Annotated in this window: 8 protein-coding genes, 6 tRNA genes, 3 rRNA genes and 1 pseudogene; 2 read left to right on the plus strand and 16 right to left on the minus strand. The window is 53.7% G+C overall.

Annotation, left to right across the window (positions count from 1 at the left end):
• Positions 1-7: 7 nt before the first annotated feature.
• The 15 genes and pseudogenes from secE to tyrS all read right to left on the minus strand — a co-directional run bounded on the left by secE (position 8) and on the right by tyrS (position 11512).
• A complete protein-coding gene (gene secE, locus RHM58_RS05020; protein ID WP_008145488.1) occupies positions 8-376 on the minus strand; it encodes a preprotein translocase subunit SecE in 369 nt (122 codons plus the stop codon).
• A gap of 45 nt (positions 377-421) precedes the next feature.
• Positions 422-497 (minus strand) — tRNA-Trp (locus RHM58_RS05025).
• 53 nt (positions 498-550) lie between these two features.
• On the minus strand, positions 551-1744 hold the full coding sequence (gene tuf, locus RHM58_RS05030; protein ID WP_007896619.1) for an elongation factor Tu: 1194 nt from the start codon (positions 1742-1744) through the stop codon (positions 551-553).
• 84 nt (positions 1745-1828) lie between these two features.
• Positions 1829-1904, minus strand: a tRNA-Thr gene (locus RHM58_RS05035).
• A gap of 26 nt (positions 1905-1930) precedes the next feature.
• Positions 1931-2004: transfer RNA gene (locus RHM58_RS05040), tRNA-Gly, on the minus strand.
• A gap of 24 nt (positions 2005-2028) precedes the next feature.
• Positions 2029-2113, minus strand: a tRNA-Tyr gene (locus RHM58_RS05045).
• 143 nt (positions 2114-2256) lie between these two features.
• Positions 2257-2697: a hypothetical protein gene (locus tag RHM58_RS05050; protein WP_201255365.1), complete on the minus strand. Its 441-nt coding sequence runs from the start codon at positions 2695-2697 to the stop codon at positions 2257-2259.
• A gap of 8 nt (positions 2698-2705) precedes the next feature.
• Positions 2706-3455: a pantothenate kinase gene (locus tag RHM58_RS05055; RefSeq protein WP_322269787.1), complete on the minus strand. Its 750-nt coding sequence runs from the start codon at positions 3453-3455 to the stop codon at positions 2706-2708.
• Positions 3445-4403, minus strand: a pseudogene (birA, locus tag RHM58_RS05060) (bifunctional biotin--[acetyl-CoA-carboxylase] ligase/biotin operon repressor BirA). The gene RHM58_RS05055 and the pseudogene birA overlap by 11 nt, the downstream one beginning before the upstream one ends.
• 136 nt (positions 4404-4539) lie before the next feature.
• Positions 4540-4655: ribosomal RNA gene (gene rrf / locus RHM58_RS05065) — 5S ribosomal RNA — on the minus strand.
• A 173-nt stretch (positions 4656-4828) separates the two neighbouring features.
• Positions 4829-7728: ribosomal RNA gene (locus RHM58_RS05070) — 23S ribosomal RNA — on the minus strand.
• A 234-nt stretch (positions 7729-7962) separates the two neighbouring features.
• Positions 7963-8038: transfer RNA gene (locus tag RHM58_RS05075), tRNA-Ala, on the minus strand.
• A gap of 32 nt (positions 8039-8070) precedes the next feature.
• Positions 8071-8147: transfer RNA gene (locus RHM58_RS05080), tRNA-Ile, on the minus strand.
• A gap of 83 nt (positions 8148-8230) precedes the next feature.
• Positions 8231-9760 (minus strand): 16S ribosomal RNA (locus RHM58_RS05085).
• The 16S, 23S and 5S rRNA genes sit together here with 2 tRNA genes alongside, the layout of an rRNA operon.
• A 552-nt stretch (positions 9761-10312) precedes the next feature.
• Positions 10313-11512 (minus strand): tyrosine--tRNA ligase, encoded by a 1200-nt coding sequence (gene tyrS, locus RHM58_RS05090; protein ID WP_322269788.1) that lies wholly within the window; start codon positions 11510-11512, stop codon positions 10313-10315.
• A 211-nt stretch (positions 11513-11723) separates the two neighbouring features.
• On the opposite strand from tyrS, the gene RHM58_RS05095 reads away from it, so the two are divergent.
• On the plus strand, positions 11724-13142 hold the full coding sequence (locus RHM58_RS05095; RefSeq protein ID WP_201198232.1) for a peptidoglycan DD-metalloendopeptidase family protein: 1419 nt from the start codon (positions 11724-11726) through the stop codon (positions 13140-13142).
• Between the two features lie 3 nt (positions 13143-13145).
• The gene (locus tag RHM58_RS05100; protein ID WP_201198233.1) at positions 13146-14237 is read left to right on the plus strand and encodes an anhydro-N-acetylmuramic acid kinase; all 1092 of its coding nucleotides are present in this window, start codon (positions 13146-13148) and stop codon (positions 14235-14237) included.
• 67 nt (positions 14238-14304) lie between these two features.
• Here the strand turns inward: RHM58_RS05100 and erpA are convergent, their stop codons facing one another.
• Positions 14305-14655 (minus strand): iron-sulfur cluster insertion protein ErpA, encoded by a 351-nt coding sequence (gene erpA, locus RHM58_RS05105; RefSeq protein WP_007947969.1) that lies wholly within the window; start codon positions 14653-14655, stop codon positions 14305-14307.
• Between the last annotated feature and the right edge of the window lie 147 nt (positions 14656-14802).

Here is a 14802-nt window from a genome sequence, read left to right on the forward strand (position 1 = left end):
GACACCCTTAGCCGACAATCAAGGAAACAAGCCAGCCGAGGAGGGAATCAAGCCCCCACAACAGCAACGCCATAACCAGAACAACAGCCACAACAATCAACGTGGTCTGCGTGGTTTCTTGGCGAGTTGGCCATACGACTTTACGAATCTCGGTGCGAGCTTCCTTAACCAGTACAAAGAAAGACTTGCCCTTGACAGTCTGCAGGCCTACAAAGGCAGCTACAGCAGCAATGGCGAGCAAAGCAAGTACGCGGTACAGGATCGGCGAAGCAGAGTAATACTGATTGCCAACAACGCCAACAACCACCAAAGCGACTACTACTAGCCACTTGAGCAGATCGAAGCGAGAGCCTTGAGCTTCAGCTTTAGGAGTCATCTATGAAGATCCTGTGAAAAGAAAGCCAGACACACCAAGTGAATCTGGCAGGTCAGGAGGGAATCGAACCCCCAACCTACGGTTTTGGAGACCGTCGCTCTGCCAATTGAGCTACTGACCTAAAACAAAATCAGGCCGACCATTATGCCGGCCCGAAAAAGACATTACAACAATTTACTCGATGACTTTGGCTACGACACCAGCGCCGACGGTACGACCGCCCTCACGGATAGCGAAACGAAGACCATCTTCCATCGCGATGGTTTTGATCAGGGTGACAGTCATTTGAACGTTGTCACCCGGCATCACCATCTCAACACCTTCTGGCAATTCACAGTTACCAGTCACATCCGTAGTACGGAAGTAAAACTGCGGACGGTAACCCTTGAAGAATGGCGTGTGACGACCACCCTCTTCCTTGCTCAGAACATAAACCTCTGCTGTGAACTTGGTGTGAGGCTTGACAGTACCCGGCTTGACCAAAACCTGGCCACGCTCAACATCATCACGCTTGGTACCACGAAGCAAAACACCGCAGTTCTCGCCAGCACGACCTTCGTCGAGCAGCTTGCGGAACATTTCAACACCAGTACAAGTAGTTTTGACAGTGTCACGAAGACCAACAATCTCAACTTCTTCCTGAATGCGGACAATGCCACGCTCAACACGACCAGTCACAACAGTACCGCGACCGGAGATCGAGAAAACATCCTCGATCGGCATCAGGAACGGCTTATCAATAGCACGCTCAGGCTGCGGAATGTAGCTATCCAGAGTCTCAACCAACTTCTTGACGGCAGTCGTGCCCATCTCGTTGTCGTCTTGACCGTTCAACGCCATCAGCGCAGAACCAATGATGATCGGAGTGTCATCACCTGGGAAATCATAAGTGCTCAGCAGATCGCGCACTTCCATCTCAACCAGCTCTAGCAGCTCCGCATCATCAACCATGTCAGCCTTGTTCAGGAAGACAACGATGTACGGAACGCCAACCTGGCGAGACAAAAGGATGTGCTCACGAGTTTGCGGCATCGGACCATCAGCGGCCGAGCAAACCAGAATCGCACCATCCATCTGAGCAGCACCGGTAATCATGTTTTTTACGTAGTCGGCGTGACCTGGACAGTCAACGTGTGCGTAGTGACGCACGGCCGAATCATACTCAACGTGAGCGGTGTTGATGGTGATACCACGAGCTTTTTCTTCTGGGGCGCTATCGATCTTGTCGAAGTCGACCTTTGCCGAACCGAAAACCTCGGAGCAGACACGGGTCAGCGCAGCGGTCAAAGTAGTTTTACCGTGGTCGACGTGACCAATGGTGCCTACGTTAACGTGCGGCTTATTACGTTCGAACTTTTCCTTAGCCATCGAAGCAACTCCCAGCAGAAGAATTGAGCAAGTAACATCAGCCATTAAAACAAAGGCAGATATTTTCATATCTGCCTTGTTATATGGAGCTCTTGAGCGGATTTGAACCGCTGACCTCACCCTTACCAAGGGTGTGCTCTACCAACTGAGCTACAAGAGCGTAACACTGTGCAGGACCTGCAAACTTGGAGCGGGTAGCGGGAATCGAACCCGCATCATCAGCTTGGAAGGCTGAGGTTCTACCACTAAACTATACCCGCGGAGCTTGCAGCTCTCGCTAAAAATGGTGGAGGGGGAAGGATTCGAACCTTCGAAGTCGTAGACGTCAGATTTACAGTCTGATCCCTTTGGCCGCTCGGGAACCCCTCCTAAGCGAGCCGGCATTCTATATCATGCCAGCCTTCTGTCAAGCATTTTCTCATTAAAAACCTGAGGTTAGCTGCGTTGACACCGCTTTTGCACTGTTTACCGTTAAAGGTGTTCACTGCGAAGCGGGCGCCATTCTATGCAAACTATTCGACGGGTGCAACCCCCTCGCACTGCATTATTTTATGTTTTAACTCATTGAATTCTTTGGAAAGGTTTTGCAGTTTCGAGTCATCCAGTAAACGCCGGCCTTCGGGTGCAACACGAAGCCAAAATCCCCCTGATTCAGGGGAGTCCTTTGGCAAGGACTGAACCCTTATATCCATACCGCTCAACCGGCGCTCGATAGCCTGTGCTGTCTCCTGTCGAGCAACGCCTCCGACATAGAGACAATCAGTATCCCCCTGGAGGGGCTTTGCCTTATCTCGAGCGGATTCAGTCGTCTCACTTAACAGGCGAATGTCCTGCTGAGAACCTCGATACAAGCTCAAAGGCGTCACATCCTTCGCACGAAGGGGCGCCTCTTGTTGATGCCAGACGTAATAAAACACATTGAGCACAAGTAACAGCAGAAACAACCAACGCATAAGAAACCTCAGGGCAAAGGACAAGCCATAGCCAAGCCTACAAACACCAGATCGGGAACCACCCTGGCCTCAGGCACGATCTCGGAGACTAGGTCGGCATCACCACCAGTGAGAAATACAGTAAAACTTTCCCCCCAATAGCTACGCGCCAACTGTAGCTGCGTCAGGACAAATCCTCTGAGCATCAAGGAGCAACCCCTTTCAACAGCTTCAACGGTTGTGCGACCAGGTACAAGACTTTCCAGCGCTCGCTCAGCCGCAACATCCCCGTAGCGAATCCGACGCGTATGGGTGCGCAGTTGGTTGCGCATCAAAGGCATTCCGGGACAAATGAACCCGCCTAAATGCTCTCCATCGCGAGCTATAAAGTCCGCCGTGACAGCCGTACCGAAATCCAGCACGAGGCATGCGCCGGAGGCGAGATGAAACCCTCCAAGCATCGCTAGCCAGCGGTCGAGACCAAGCTTTTCGTGATCTTCGTACCCGTTACGAACCCCAGACATCTCGCGAGCAGGCGCAGCGCATGTCACAGACACCCCAAAAGCCCCTGTCAAAAGGGAGATCAGGCTGGTGGTTTCTTCAGCAGTCCTGACACTTACCAATCGACAATGCCTGAGAGCCGACACACCAAATTTTTTCAGACCCTCCAACAATGCGAGATCCGAGTCGACGACCCCTTCTGCAACTACGAGCCGGACGTCCGCGCCGAGTACTCGCCACTTGATAAAGCTGTTGCCACAATCGAGCTCAAGAATCATCACGCAACCTCAAACTGAGCTCGCCACCGCTAAATACTTTTTCCACACCATCCACCTTCAAGCGCAGAGCACCCTGACTATCGATACCTACTACAACGCCATCTATCTGGTTAACGCCTGCGATCAAAGAGACGGCTCGCCCTTGCCATAGATGGTTCTGCTCCCACTCAGCATGAATGGCGGAAAAACCACCGCGCTGATGACGCCCCAGGTAATCCTGTAGCACCAATCCAAGCTCTTTCACCAAGCGATTACGATCAAATACCCGGCCAGATTCAAGACGCATGGAGGTCCACTGCTGATCAACCTCATCGGCCGCCTGCATGTTTACATTGATTCCAACCCCCAACACCACATGACACACATCAGCGGGATCCCCCACCAACTCGAGCAGTATGCCGGCGATCTTTTTTGGCCAACAAGAAGATCATTAGGCCACTTCAACCCCACACCCGCGACGCCCTGCTCCCGCAAGGCGCGCATCACCGCAAGCCCCACCACCAAGCTCAAACCTTCCAGCTGCCGCATTCCACCTTCAATGCGCAGCACCAGGCTGTAATAAAGGTTTTCTGCAAATGGACTCACCCATTTTCGCCCCCGCCTACCGCGCCCGGCAGTCTGTCGCTCTGCAAGCACCAGGAAAGGCGCAGCCTGCCCTCGCTCGATAGCACGCAAGGCTTCTGCATTAGTAGAGTCAATAGAATCGAAGACTTCGACAGGCCAACCACAGGCAGACGATTTGCCATTTATCTCAGCGGGATCAAGCAGCATCAATGGAGCAGCCAATTGATAGCCACGACCACGCACAGCATGGATAGGCAAGCCCAACTCAGCCTCTAAATGCTGAAGTTGCTTCCATACAGCACTACGACTGATACCCAGGGCAACACCCAAGGCCTGACCTGAATGGAATCGACCATCCTTTAGAAGCTTTAACAACGTCAGCATGCAAGTCTCGCCTCACAATGAGGCCCGAATAATAGCCATGCCCCGAGCCGTTGCATAGAAACCATAGAGGTCGGATTTTTCTTCGGGCAAAACAAAACCCCTACCTGCATACGCAGATAGGGGTTTCGGAATTTAATCTTGACGATGACCTACTCTCACATGGGGAAACCCCACACTACCATCGGCGATGCATCGTTTCACTGCTGAGTTCGGGATGGGATCAGGTGGTTCCAATGCTCTATGGTCGTCAAGAAATTCGGTAGCCAGGTCGTTCTCCTTACGGAGTACGCTCCAGCGAATGGGTATGTGATAGATCTCGGTGTTTTGTGAGTGTCTCGAACTTTCGGTTCGTTTCGTCTTCACACACCGCAATCTGGTGCTCTTTCGCTTTTCAGCTCGAAGCAAGCAAATTGCTTGGGTGTTATATGGTCAAGCCTCACGGGCAATTAGTATTGGTTAGCTCAACGCCTCACAGCGCTTACACACCCAACCTATCAACGTCGTAGTCTTCGACGGCCCTTCAGGGGACTCAAGGTCCCAGTGAGATCTCATCTTGAGGCTAGTTTCCCGCTTAGATGCTTTCAGCGGTTATCCGTTCCGAACATAGCTACCCGGCAATGCCACTGGCGTGACAACCGGACACACCAGAGGTTCGTCCATCCCGGTCCTCTCGTACTAGGGAGCAGCCCCTCTCAAATCTCAAACGTCGCACGGCAGATAGGGACCGAACTGTCTCACGACGTTCTAAACCCAGCTCGCGTACCGCTTTAATGGGCGAACAGCCCAACCCTTGGGACCTACTCCAGCCCCAGGATGCGACGAGCCGACATCGAGGTGCCAAACCATGCCGTCGATATGGACTCTTGGGCAAGATCAGCCTGTTATCCCCGAGGTACCTTTTATCCGTTGAGCGACAGCGCTTCCACAAGCCACTGCCGGATCACTAGTCCCGACTTTCGTCCCTGCTCGACTTGTCAGTCTCACAGTCAAGCTCCCTTGTGCACTTACACTCGACACCTGATTGCCAACCAGGTTGAGGGAACCTTTGGGCGCCTCCGTTACTTTTTAGGAGGCAACCGCCCCAGTCAAACTACCCACCATACACTGTCCTCGATCCGGATAACGGACCTGAGTTAGAACCTCAAAGTTGCCAGGAGTGGTATTTCAACGTTGACTCCACCTGAACTAGCGTCCAATCTTCACAGTCTCCCACCTATCCTACACAAGCCACACCGAACACCAATACCAAGCTGTAGTAAAGGTCACGGGGTCTTTCCGTCATGCTGCGCGTAACGAGCATCTTTACTCGTAATGCAATTTCTCCGAGTTCGCGGTTGAGACAGCTGGGAAGTCGTTACGCCATTCGTGCAGGTCGGAACTTACCCGACAAGGAATTTCGCTACCTTAGGACCGTTATAGTTACGGCCGCCGTTTACCGGGGCTTCGATCAAGAGCTTCGCGTTAGCTAACCCCATCAATTAACCTTCCGGCACCGGGCAGGCGTCACACCCTATACGTCCACTTTCGTGTTTGCAGAGTGCTGTGTTTTTAATAAACAGTCGCAGCGGCCTGGTATCTTCGACCGGCATGGGCTTACGCAGTAAATCCCTTCACGCCTCCGGCGCCCCTTCTCCCGAAGTTACGGGGGCATTTTGCCGAGTTCCTTAACCACGAGTTCTCTCAAGCGCCTTGGTATTCTCTACCCAACCACCTGTGTCGGTTTGGGGTACGGTTCCTGGTTACCTGAAGCTTAGAAGCTTTTCTTGGAAGCATGGCATCAACCACTTCGTGTTCTAAAAGAACACTCGTCATCAGCTCTCGGCCTTAGAATCCCGGATTTACCTAAGATTCCAGCCTACCACCTTAAACTTGGACAACCAACGCCAAGCTGGCCTAGCCTTCTCCGTCCCTCCATCGCAATAACCAGAAGTACAGGAATATTAACCTGTTTTCCATCGACTACGCTTTTCAGCCTCGCCTTAGGGACCGACTAACCCTGCGTCGATTAACGTTGCGCAGGAAACCTTGGTCTTTCGGCGTGGGTGTTTTTCACACCCATTGTCGTTACTCATGTCAGCATTCGCACTTCTGATACCTCCAGCAAGCTTCTCAACTCACCTTCACAGGCTTACAGAACGCTCCTCTACCGCATCACCTAAGTGATACCCGTAGCTTCGGTGTATGGTTTGAGCCCCGTTACATCTTCCGCGCAGGCCGACTCGACTAGTGAGCTATTACGCTTTCTTTCAAGGGTGGCTGCTTCTAAGCCAACCTCCTGGTTGTCTGTGCAACTCCACATCCTTTCCCACTTAGCACGCGCTTTGGGACCTTAGTTGGTGGTCTGGGTTGTTTCCCTTTTCACGACGGACGTTAGCACCCGCCGTGTGTCTCCCATGCTCGGCACTTGTAGGTATTCGGAGTTTGCATCGGTTTGGTAAGTCGGGATGACCCCCTAGCCGAAACAGTGCTCTACCCCCTACAGTGATACATGAGGCGCTACCTAAATAGCTTTCGAGGAGAACCAGCTATCTCCGAGCTTGATTAGCCTTTCACTCCGATCCACAGGTCATCCGCTAACTTTTCAACGGTAGTCGGTTCGGTCCTCCAGTTAGTGTTACCCAACCTTCAACCTGCCCATGGATAGATCGCCCGGTTTCGGGTCTATTCCCATGCGACTGAATCGCCCTATTAAGACTCGCTTTCGCTACGCATTACCCTACTCGGGTTAAGCTCGCCACTGAAAATAAGTCGCTGACCCATTATACAAAAGGTACGCAGTCACCCAACAAAGTGGGCTCCCACTGCTTGTACGCATACGGTTTCAGGATCTATTTCACTCCCCTCTCCGGGGTTCTTTTCGCCTTTCCCTCACGGTACTAGTTCACTATCGGTCAGTCAGTAGTATTTAGCCTTGGAGGATGGTCCCCCCATATTCAGACAAAGTTTCTCGTGCTCCGTCCTACTCGATTTCATGACTAAGAGATTTTCGCGTACAGGGCTATCACCCACTATGGCCGCACTTTCCAGAGCGTTCCGCTAATCTCAAAGCCACTTAAGGGCTAGTCCCCGTTCGCTCGCCACTACTAACGGAATCTCGGTTGATTTCTTTTCCTCAGGGTACTTAGATGTTTCAGTTCCCCTGGTTCGCTTCTTAAGCCTATGTATTCAGCTTAAGATACCTAACTTATGTTAGGTGGGTTCCCCCATTCAGACATCTCCGGATCAAAGTCTGTTTGCCGACTCCCCGAAGCTTTTCGCAGGCTACCACGTCTTTCATCGCCTCTGACTGCCAAGGCATCCACCGTATGCGCTTCTTCACTTGACCATATAACCCCAAGCAATCTGGTTATACTGTGAAGACGACATTCGCCGAAAATTCGCAATTACTCACAAACTTTACCTTAGCCTGATCCGTTACCAGTGAAAGTAACGTCCAGTCTATCTTTCTATCACATACCCAAATTTTTAAAGAACGATCTAATCAAAGACTAGAAATCAACATTCACCATCACCAGGATGGAATGCTCATTTCTAAGCTTTCAACAAACAGAAGCAGTAGTGGTGGAGCCAAACGGGATCGAACCGTTGACCTCCTGCGTGCAAGGCAGGCGCTCTCCCAGCTGAGCTATGGCCCCATATTTCTACAGGTGTCCCACACAAGCAAAATTGGTGGGTCTGGGCAGATTCGAACTGCCGACCTCACCCTTATCAGGGGTGCGCTCTAACCAACTGAGCTACAGACCCAATTTCGGGCTGCTTCTTTATCGTCTTCTTCAATGAATCAAGCAATTCGTGTGGGAACTTATGGAGCAGCTGATGTCGTCGATTAAGGAGGTGATCCAGCCGCACCTTCCGGTACGGCTACCTTGTTACGACTTCAGTCCTAATCACCGAATCCCACCTTCGTACAGCGTCCTTCCCGAGAGGGTTAGGCCACCGGCTTCGGGTGTTACCGACTTTCATGACTGTGACGGGCGGTGTGTACAAGGCCCGGGAACGTATTCACCGCAGCGTTGCTGATCTGCGATTACTAGCGACTCCGACTTCATGAGGTCGAGTTGCAGACCTCAATCCGAACTGAGACCGGCTTTTTGGGATTAGCTCCACCTTGCGGTATTGCAGCCCTTTGTACCGGCCATTGTAGCATGCGTGAAGCCCAAGACATAAGGGGCATGATGATTTGACGTCATCCCCACCTTCCTCCGAGTTGACACCGGCAGTATCCCATGAGTTCCCACCATTACGTGCTGGCAACATAGGAAGAGGGTTGCGCTCGTTGCGGGACTTAACCCAACATCTCACGACACGAGCTGACGACAACCATGCACCACCTGTCTCAATGTTCCCGAAGGCACCAATCTATCTCTAGAAAGTTCATTGGATGTCAAGCCTTGGTAAGGTTCTTCGCGTTGCATCGAATTAATCCGCATGCTCCGCCGCTTGTGCGGGCCCCCGTCAATTCCTTTGAGTTTTAGCCTTGCGGCCGTACTCCCCAGGCGGGGAACTTAATGCGTTAGCTGCGACACGGAGACCGTGGAATGGTCCCCACATCTAGTTCCCAACGTTTACGGCATGGACTACCAGGGTATCTAATCCTGTTCGCTCCCCATGCTTTCGCTCCTCAGCGTCAGTTACGGCCCAGAGATCTGCCTTCGCCATTGGTGTTCCTCCTGATATCTGCGCATTCCACCGCTACACCAGGAATTCCAATCTCCCCTACCGCACTCTAGTCTGCCCGTACCCACTGCAGGCCCGAGGTTGAGCCTCGGGTTTTCACAGCAGACGCGACAAACCGCCTACGAGCTCTTTACGCCCAATAATTCCGGACAACGCTTGCACCCTACGTATTACCGCGGCTGCTGGCACGTAGTTAGCCGGTGCTTTTTCTGCAGGTACCGTCACTTTCGCTTCTTCCCTACTAAAAGAGGTTTACAACCCGAAGGCCGTCGTCCCTCACGCGGCGTTGCTGCATCAGGCTTTCGCCCATTGTGCAATATTCCCCACTGCTGCCTCCCGTAGGAGTCTGGGCCGTGTCTCAGTCCCAGTGTGGCCGGTCACCCTCTCAGGCCGGCTACCCGATCGTCGCCTTGGTGAGCCATTACCTCACCAACTAGCTAATCCGACCTAGGCTCATCTGATAGCGCAAGGCCCGAAGGTCCCCTGCTTTCTCCCGTAGGACGTATGCGGTATTAGCGTCCGTTTCCGAGCGTTATCCCCCACTACCAGGCAGATTCCTAGGCATTACTCACCCGTCCGCCGCTCGCCACCAGGTACAAGTACCCGTGCTGCCGCTCGACTTGCATGTGTTAGGCCTGCCGCCAGCGTTCAATCTGAGCCATGATCAAACTCTTCAGTTCAAACATCTTTGGGTTTTTAAGAAACCCTAAACTTGGCTCAGCAATCGTTGGTTACATCTTTGATTTCTCGCGGAGTAACTTGTGATGCTGATAATCTTGTTGACTATCAGTCTGACTCCACAAGCACCCACACGAATTGCTTGATTCAGTTGTTAAAGAGCGGTTGGTTAAGATCTTTCGTCTCAACCGAGGCGCGCATTCTACAGCAGCCTCTGTCACTGTCAAGCGGTTATTTTCAGAAGTTTTCAAAGTTTCCTTTGCAACTTCAACCACTTGCGCTTCCGATCTCTCGTTAGCGGGAGGCGAATTCTACAGCGTTACTCGCTGCTGTCAACACCTCTTTTCCGCTACTTTCGACCGAGAAGATCGAACCGTTAATAGAGCCCTACAACACCGCTCTACCAACTCCTTCTGGGCTTCGATGACCTGAAGCAACTCGCTGTCGAAAACCGCATAACTCTTTGTTTACCAAGGAGTTTTCCGCTTCGACTGCGCCGGAAGTGGGGCGAATTATAGACTTCCAGAATCTGCCGTCAAGCCCTGATTTCAGCTTTATTCGGATTTGAGCGTAATACGCGCAAATGCCTTCTTTCCGGCCTGACAAACATGGGTCGCACCCAGTACGTATATAAAGGTGCGATCGACAACCTCACCATCTATACGCACACCACCAGAATTCAGGAGGTCGCGCGCCACCGCCGAGTTCTTCACCAAGCCTGCCTTATTAAGAACAGCAGCAATCGGCATATCCTCAGCAGCAGTCAATTCGATCTCTGGCAGATCATCCGGCAGTTCGCCTTCCTTCATACGGTTACCCGCAGCACGGTGAGCATTGGCCGCCGCCTCTTCTCCATGGAAACGCGCAACGATCTCTTCAGCCAGCTTGATCTTGATGTCCCGTGGATTGGCACCCGCCTCGACATCCGCACGGAATGCATTGATCTCATCCATGGAAAGGAAGCTGAGCAACTCAAAGTAGCGCCACATCAACGCATCCGGAATGGAAACCAGCTTGCTGTACATGACGCCCGGCGCTTCCTGGATACCGACGTAGTTGCCCAACGACTTGGACATCTTCTTCACGCCATCCAGCCCCTCGAGCAACGGCATGGTCAGAATGCACTGCGGCTCTTGACCATAGCCACGCTGCAGCTCACGACCCATCAGCAAGTTGAACTTTTGATCAGTACCTCCCAACTCGACATCCGCACGCAAGGCAACCGAGTCATACCCCTGAACCAGCGGATAAAGGAACTCGTGAATAGCGATCGGCTGGTTGGTCGTGTAGCGCTTATCGACATCGTCGCGCTCGAGCATGCGAGCCACAGTGTACTGCGAGGTCAGGCGAATGAAGTCGGCCGGCGCCATCTGATCCATCCAGGTGGAGTTGAACGCCACCTCGGTTTTGGCAGGATCCAGAATCTTGAAGACCTGAGTCTTGTAGGTCTCGGCATTTTCGAGGACTTGCTCGCGCGTCAGCGGAGGACGAGTAGCGCTCTTGCCACTCGGATCACCGATCATCCCGGTGAAGTCACCTATAAGGAAGATGACCTGATGCCCCAGCTCCTGGAACTGGCGCAGCTTATTAATAAGCACCGTGTGCCCCAGGTGCAAATCCGGCGCAGTCGGATCGAAGCCCGCCTTAATACGTAGCGGCTGGCCACGCTTGAGCTTTTCGATCAGCTCGGACTCGACCAACAGTTCTTCCGCACCACGTTTAATCAGCGCTAGCTGCTCTTCAACCGACTTCATAACAGACCCGCAAGGCTCGAATTCAAAGGGAACCAACCATACAAGATCGCACGTCAAATACAAGGTTTGCCCGGCGCACGGACGCCAATCCACGGGCAGAATGTCCGCGGACTTGCTTCAGAGATGATTTGGTTATATTTTATACAGTTATTTCATCTTCATCATGTCATTCATCTTTTCCAATTCATCTTTTCAAAGTCAAAAACTACCTATGACCACAGAACCGTCTAAAGCGCCCCCGCTTTACCCGAAGACCCACCTGCTTGCTGCAAGTGGCATCGCCGCCCTTCTCAGCCTGGCGCTCCTGGTATTCCCTTCCAGTGATGTTGAAGCCAAAAAGACGACCCTGAGCCTTGAACTGGAAAGCCCTGCTGAACAACTGACACAAGATCAAGACGCTGCTGACGCCGTCCAAGCCACAAATGAGCCAGCAGCCTCCCCTTTCGCGCAGATCGAAGACAGCGCCGAAGACACCAAGGAAACCGCCCAGGCAGCCCCTGCGCCGCTGGTCGAACCGAAGAAGGCGCCCAGCCACAAAGAAGTGATTGTTGGCAAAGGTGACACCCTTTCGACTCTGTTTGCAAAGGTCGGCCTTCCAGCCGCTTCAGTGCATGACGTGCTGGCCAGTGACAAGCAGGCCAAGCAATTCAGCCAACTCAAGCATGGCCAGAAACTTGAATTCGAACTGGGTCCCGATGGCCAGCTGACTAACCTGCACAGCAAAGTCAGCGACCTCGAAAGCATCACCCTGACCAAGAATGACAAGGGTTATGTGTTCAACCGCATTACCGCCAAACCGACCGTGCGCTCCGCCTATGTTCATGGCGTGATCAACAGTTCTCTGTCGCAGTCCGCCGCTCGCGCCGGTCTGTCCCACAGCCAGACCATGGACATGGCCAGCGTGTTTGGCTACGACGTCGACTTCGCCCAGGATATTCGCCAGGGTGACGAGTTCGACGTGATCTATGAGCAGAAAGTGGTCAACGGCAAGGCTGTCGGCAATGGTCCGATCCTCTCCGCACGCTTCACCAACCGGGGCAAGACCTACACCGCCGTGCGTTACACCAACAAACAAGGCAACAGCAGCTATTACACAGCTGATGGCAACAGCATGCGCAAGGCATTCATCCGCACCCCGGTAGATTTCGCCCGCATCAGCTCGAAATTCTCCATGGGCCGCAAACACCCGATTCTGAACAAGATCCGCGCCCACAAAGGCGTTGATTACGCCGCACCACGCGGTACACCGATCAAAGCGACCGGTGACGGCAAAGTGCTTTTGGCCGGTCGTCGTGGCGGCTACGGCAACACGATCATCATCCAGCACGGCAACACCTACCGTACGCTGTACGGCCACATGCAGGGCTTCGCCAAAGGTGTGCAAACTGGCGGCAACGTCAAGCAAGGCCAGGTGATTGGTTACATTGGCACCACTGGCCTGTCCACTGGCCCGCACTTGCACTATGAGTTTCAGGTCAACGGCGTGCATGTCGACCCACTGGGCCAGAAGCTACCAATGGCTGATCCGATTGCCAAAGCCGAGCGTGCACGTTTCCTGGCACAAAGTCAGCCGTTGATGGCGCGGATGGAACAAGAGAAGGCCACCTTGCTGGCCTCGAGCAAGCGCTAAGCCATGGCGCTCTATATAGGTGTGATGTCCGGGACCAGCCTCGATGGCCTGGACATTGCGCTGATCGAGCAAGCCCCGGCGATCAAGCTGATCGCCACGCACTACATTCCCATGCCTGAATCCCTGCGCGCCGAGCTGCTTGGCTTGTGCGCCAGCGGTCCGGACGAGATTGCCCGCTCCGCCATCGCCCAGCAGAACTGGGTGAAACTGGCCGCACAGGGTATCCACACGCTCCTTGATCAGCAGCAACTCAAACCCCACGACATTCGGGCGATTGGCAGCCACGGCCAGACCATTCGCCACGAGCCTGCACGCGGGTTTACCGTACAAATCGGCAACCCGGCGCTGCTGACCGAGCTGACCGGCATCACCGTGGTCAGCGATTTCCGCAGCCGCGACGTTGCCGCCGGCGGCCAGGGCGCGCCACTGGTCCCCGCCTTCCACGAAGCCTTGTTTGAGACTCAACCAGGCAACCGTGCAGTACTGAACGTCGGTGGCTTCAGCAACCTCAGCCTGATTGAACCTGGCAAACCTGTCGCCGGTTTCGATTGCGGCCCGGGGAATGTCCTGCTGGACGCCTGGATTCACCAACAACGGGGCGATAATTTCGATCGCGACGGCCAATGGGCGGCCAGCGGCAAGGTTGAGCCGACGCTGCTGAACGAGCTACTCAGCGATCCATTCTTCGTGACCAAGGGCCCCAAGAGCACCGGCCGCGAAGTGTTTAACCTGCCTTGGCTGACGCAGCACCTGTCGCACTTGCCCACCTTCGCTGCCGAAGATGTGCAGGCGACCCTGCTCGAACTGACAGCTTTGACCATCACCGAGTCGCTGCAAAGTGCTCAAACGGACACCCAGGAACTACTGATCTGCGGAGGCGGCGCGCACAACGCCACGCTGATGGCCCGCTTGGCGAGTCTGCTACCGAGCGCCAAGGTCCGTAGCACCGCGGCTTACGGTGTCGACCCGGACTGGGTTGAAGCCATGGCCTTTGCCTGGATGGCCCATTGCTGCCTTGAAGGCATCGCCGCCAACCGCCCAAGCGTCACCGGTGCCCGCGGGTTGCGCATACTCGGCGCCATCTACCCAGCTTAAAGACCAGACAGCAAAACGCCGCAGGACTGTGAAGCCCTGCGGCGCTTTGTAATACGGTGAAGCGCGATCAGATCGAGAACGAAGAACCGCAGCCACAGGTCGTGCTGGCGTTCGGATTCTTGATCACGAAACGCGAACCTTCCAGACCTTCCTGATAATCCACCTCGGCACCTGCCAAGTATTGGAAGCTCATCGGATCGACGACCAGACTCACACCTTCGCGCTCGACGATGGTGTCGTCATCGGCCACTTCTTCATCGAAGGTGAAGCCGTACTGAAAACCTGAACAACCACCGCCCGTAACGAATACGCGCAGCTTCAAGCGATCATTCCCCTCTTCATCGACCAGGCTCTTCACCTTGTGCGCGGCACCGTGGGTGAATTGCAAAGCCGTGGGGGTGAAGGATTCGACGCTCATGCTAACTATCTCCCGGCGTTACGCCGCCATAATGCGTGATGACGGGCATTATCCGCTTCTCCTAGAAAATTGGTCAACTATTGTTACGGTATATCAATAAACCCGATCGCCAGTCCGAAATGCAAAAAGGCCCACTTAACGGGCCTT

It is taken from the genome of Pseudomonas sp. 10S4 (genome assembly GCF_034344865.1).
In the GTDB taxonomy this organism is placed as follows: Bacteria; Pseudomonadota; Gammaproteobacteria; order Pseudomonadales; family Pseudomonadaceae; genus Aquipseudomonas.

What these genes read in the sequence shown, in the direction of transcription:
- RHM58_RS05095 (WP_201198232.1), top strand. Translation starts at nt 11,724, where the DNA reads ATGACCACAGAACCGTCTAAAGCGCCCCCGCTTTACCCGAAGACCCAC.
- RHM58_RS05055 (WP_322269787.1), bottom strand. Translation starts at nt 3,455, where the DNA reads ATGATTCTTGAGCTCGATTGTGGCAACAGCTTTATCAAGTGGCGAGTA.
- RHM58_RS05100 (WP_201198233.1), top strand. Translation starts at nt 13,146, where the DNA reads ATGGCGCTCTATATAGGTGTGATGTCCGGGACCAGCCTCGATGGCCTG.
- tyrS (WP_322269788.1), bottom strand. Translation starts at nt 11,512, where the DNA reads ATGAAGTCGGTTGAAGAGCAGCTAGCGCTGATTAAACGTGGTGCGGAA.
- secE (WP_008145488.1), bottom strand. Translation starts at nt 376, where the DNA reads ATGACTCCTAAAGCTGAAGCTCAAGGCTCTCGCTTCGATCTGCTCAAG.
- RHM58_RS05050 (WP_201255365.1), bottom strand. Translation starts at nt 2,697, where the DNA reads ATGCGTTGGTTGTTTCTGCTGTTACTTGTGCTCAATGTGTTTTATTAC.
- erpA (WP_007947969.1), bottom strand. Translation starts at nt 14,655, where the DNA reads ATGAGCGTCGAATCCTTCACCCCCACGGCTTTGCAATTCACCCACGGT.
- tuf (WP_007896619.1), bottom strand. Translation starts at nt 1,744, where the DNA reads ATGGCTAAGGAAAAGTTCGAACGTAATAAGCCGCACGTTAACGTAGGC.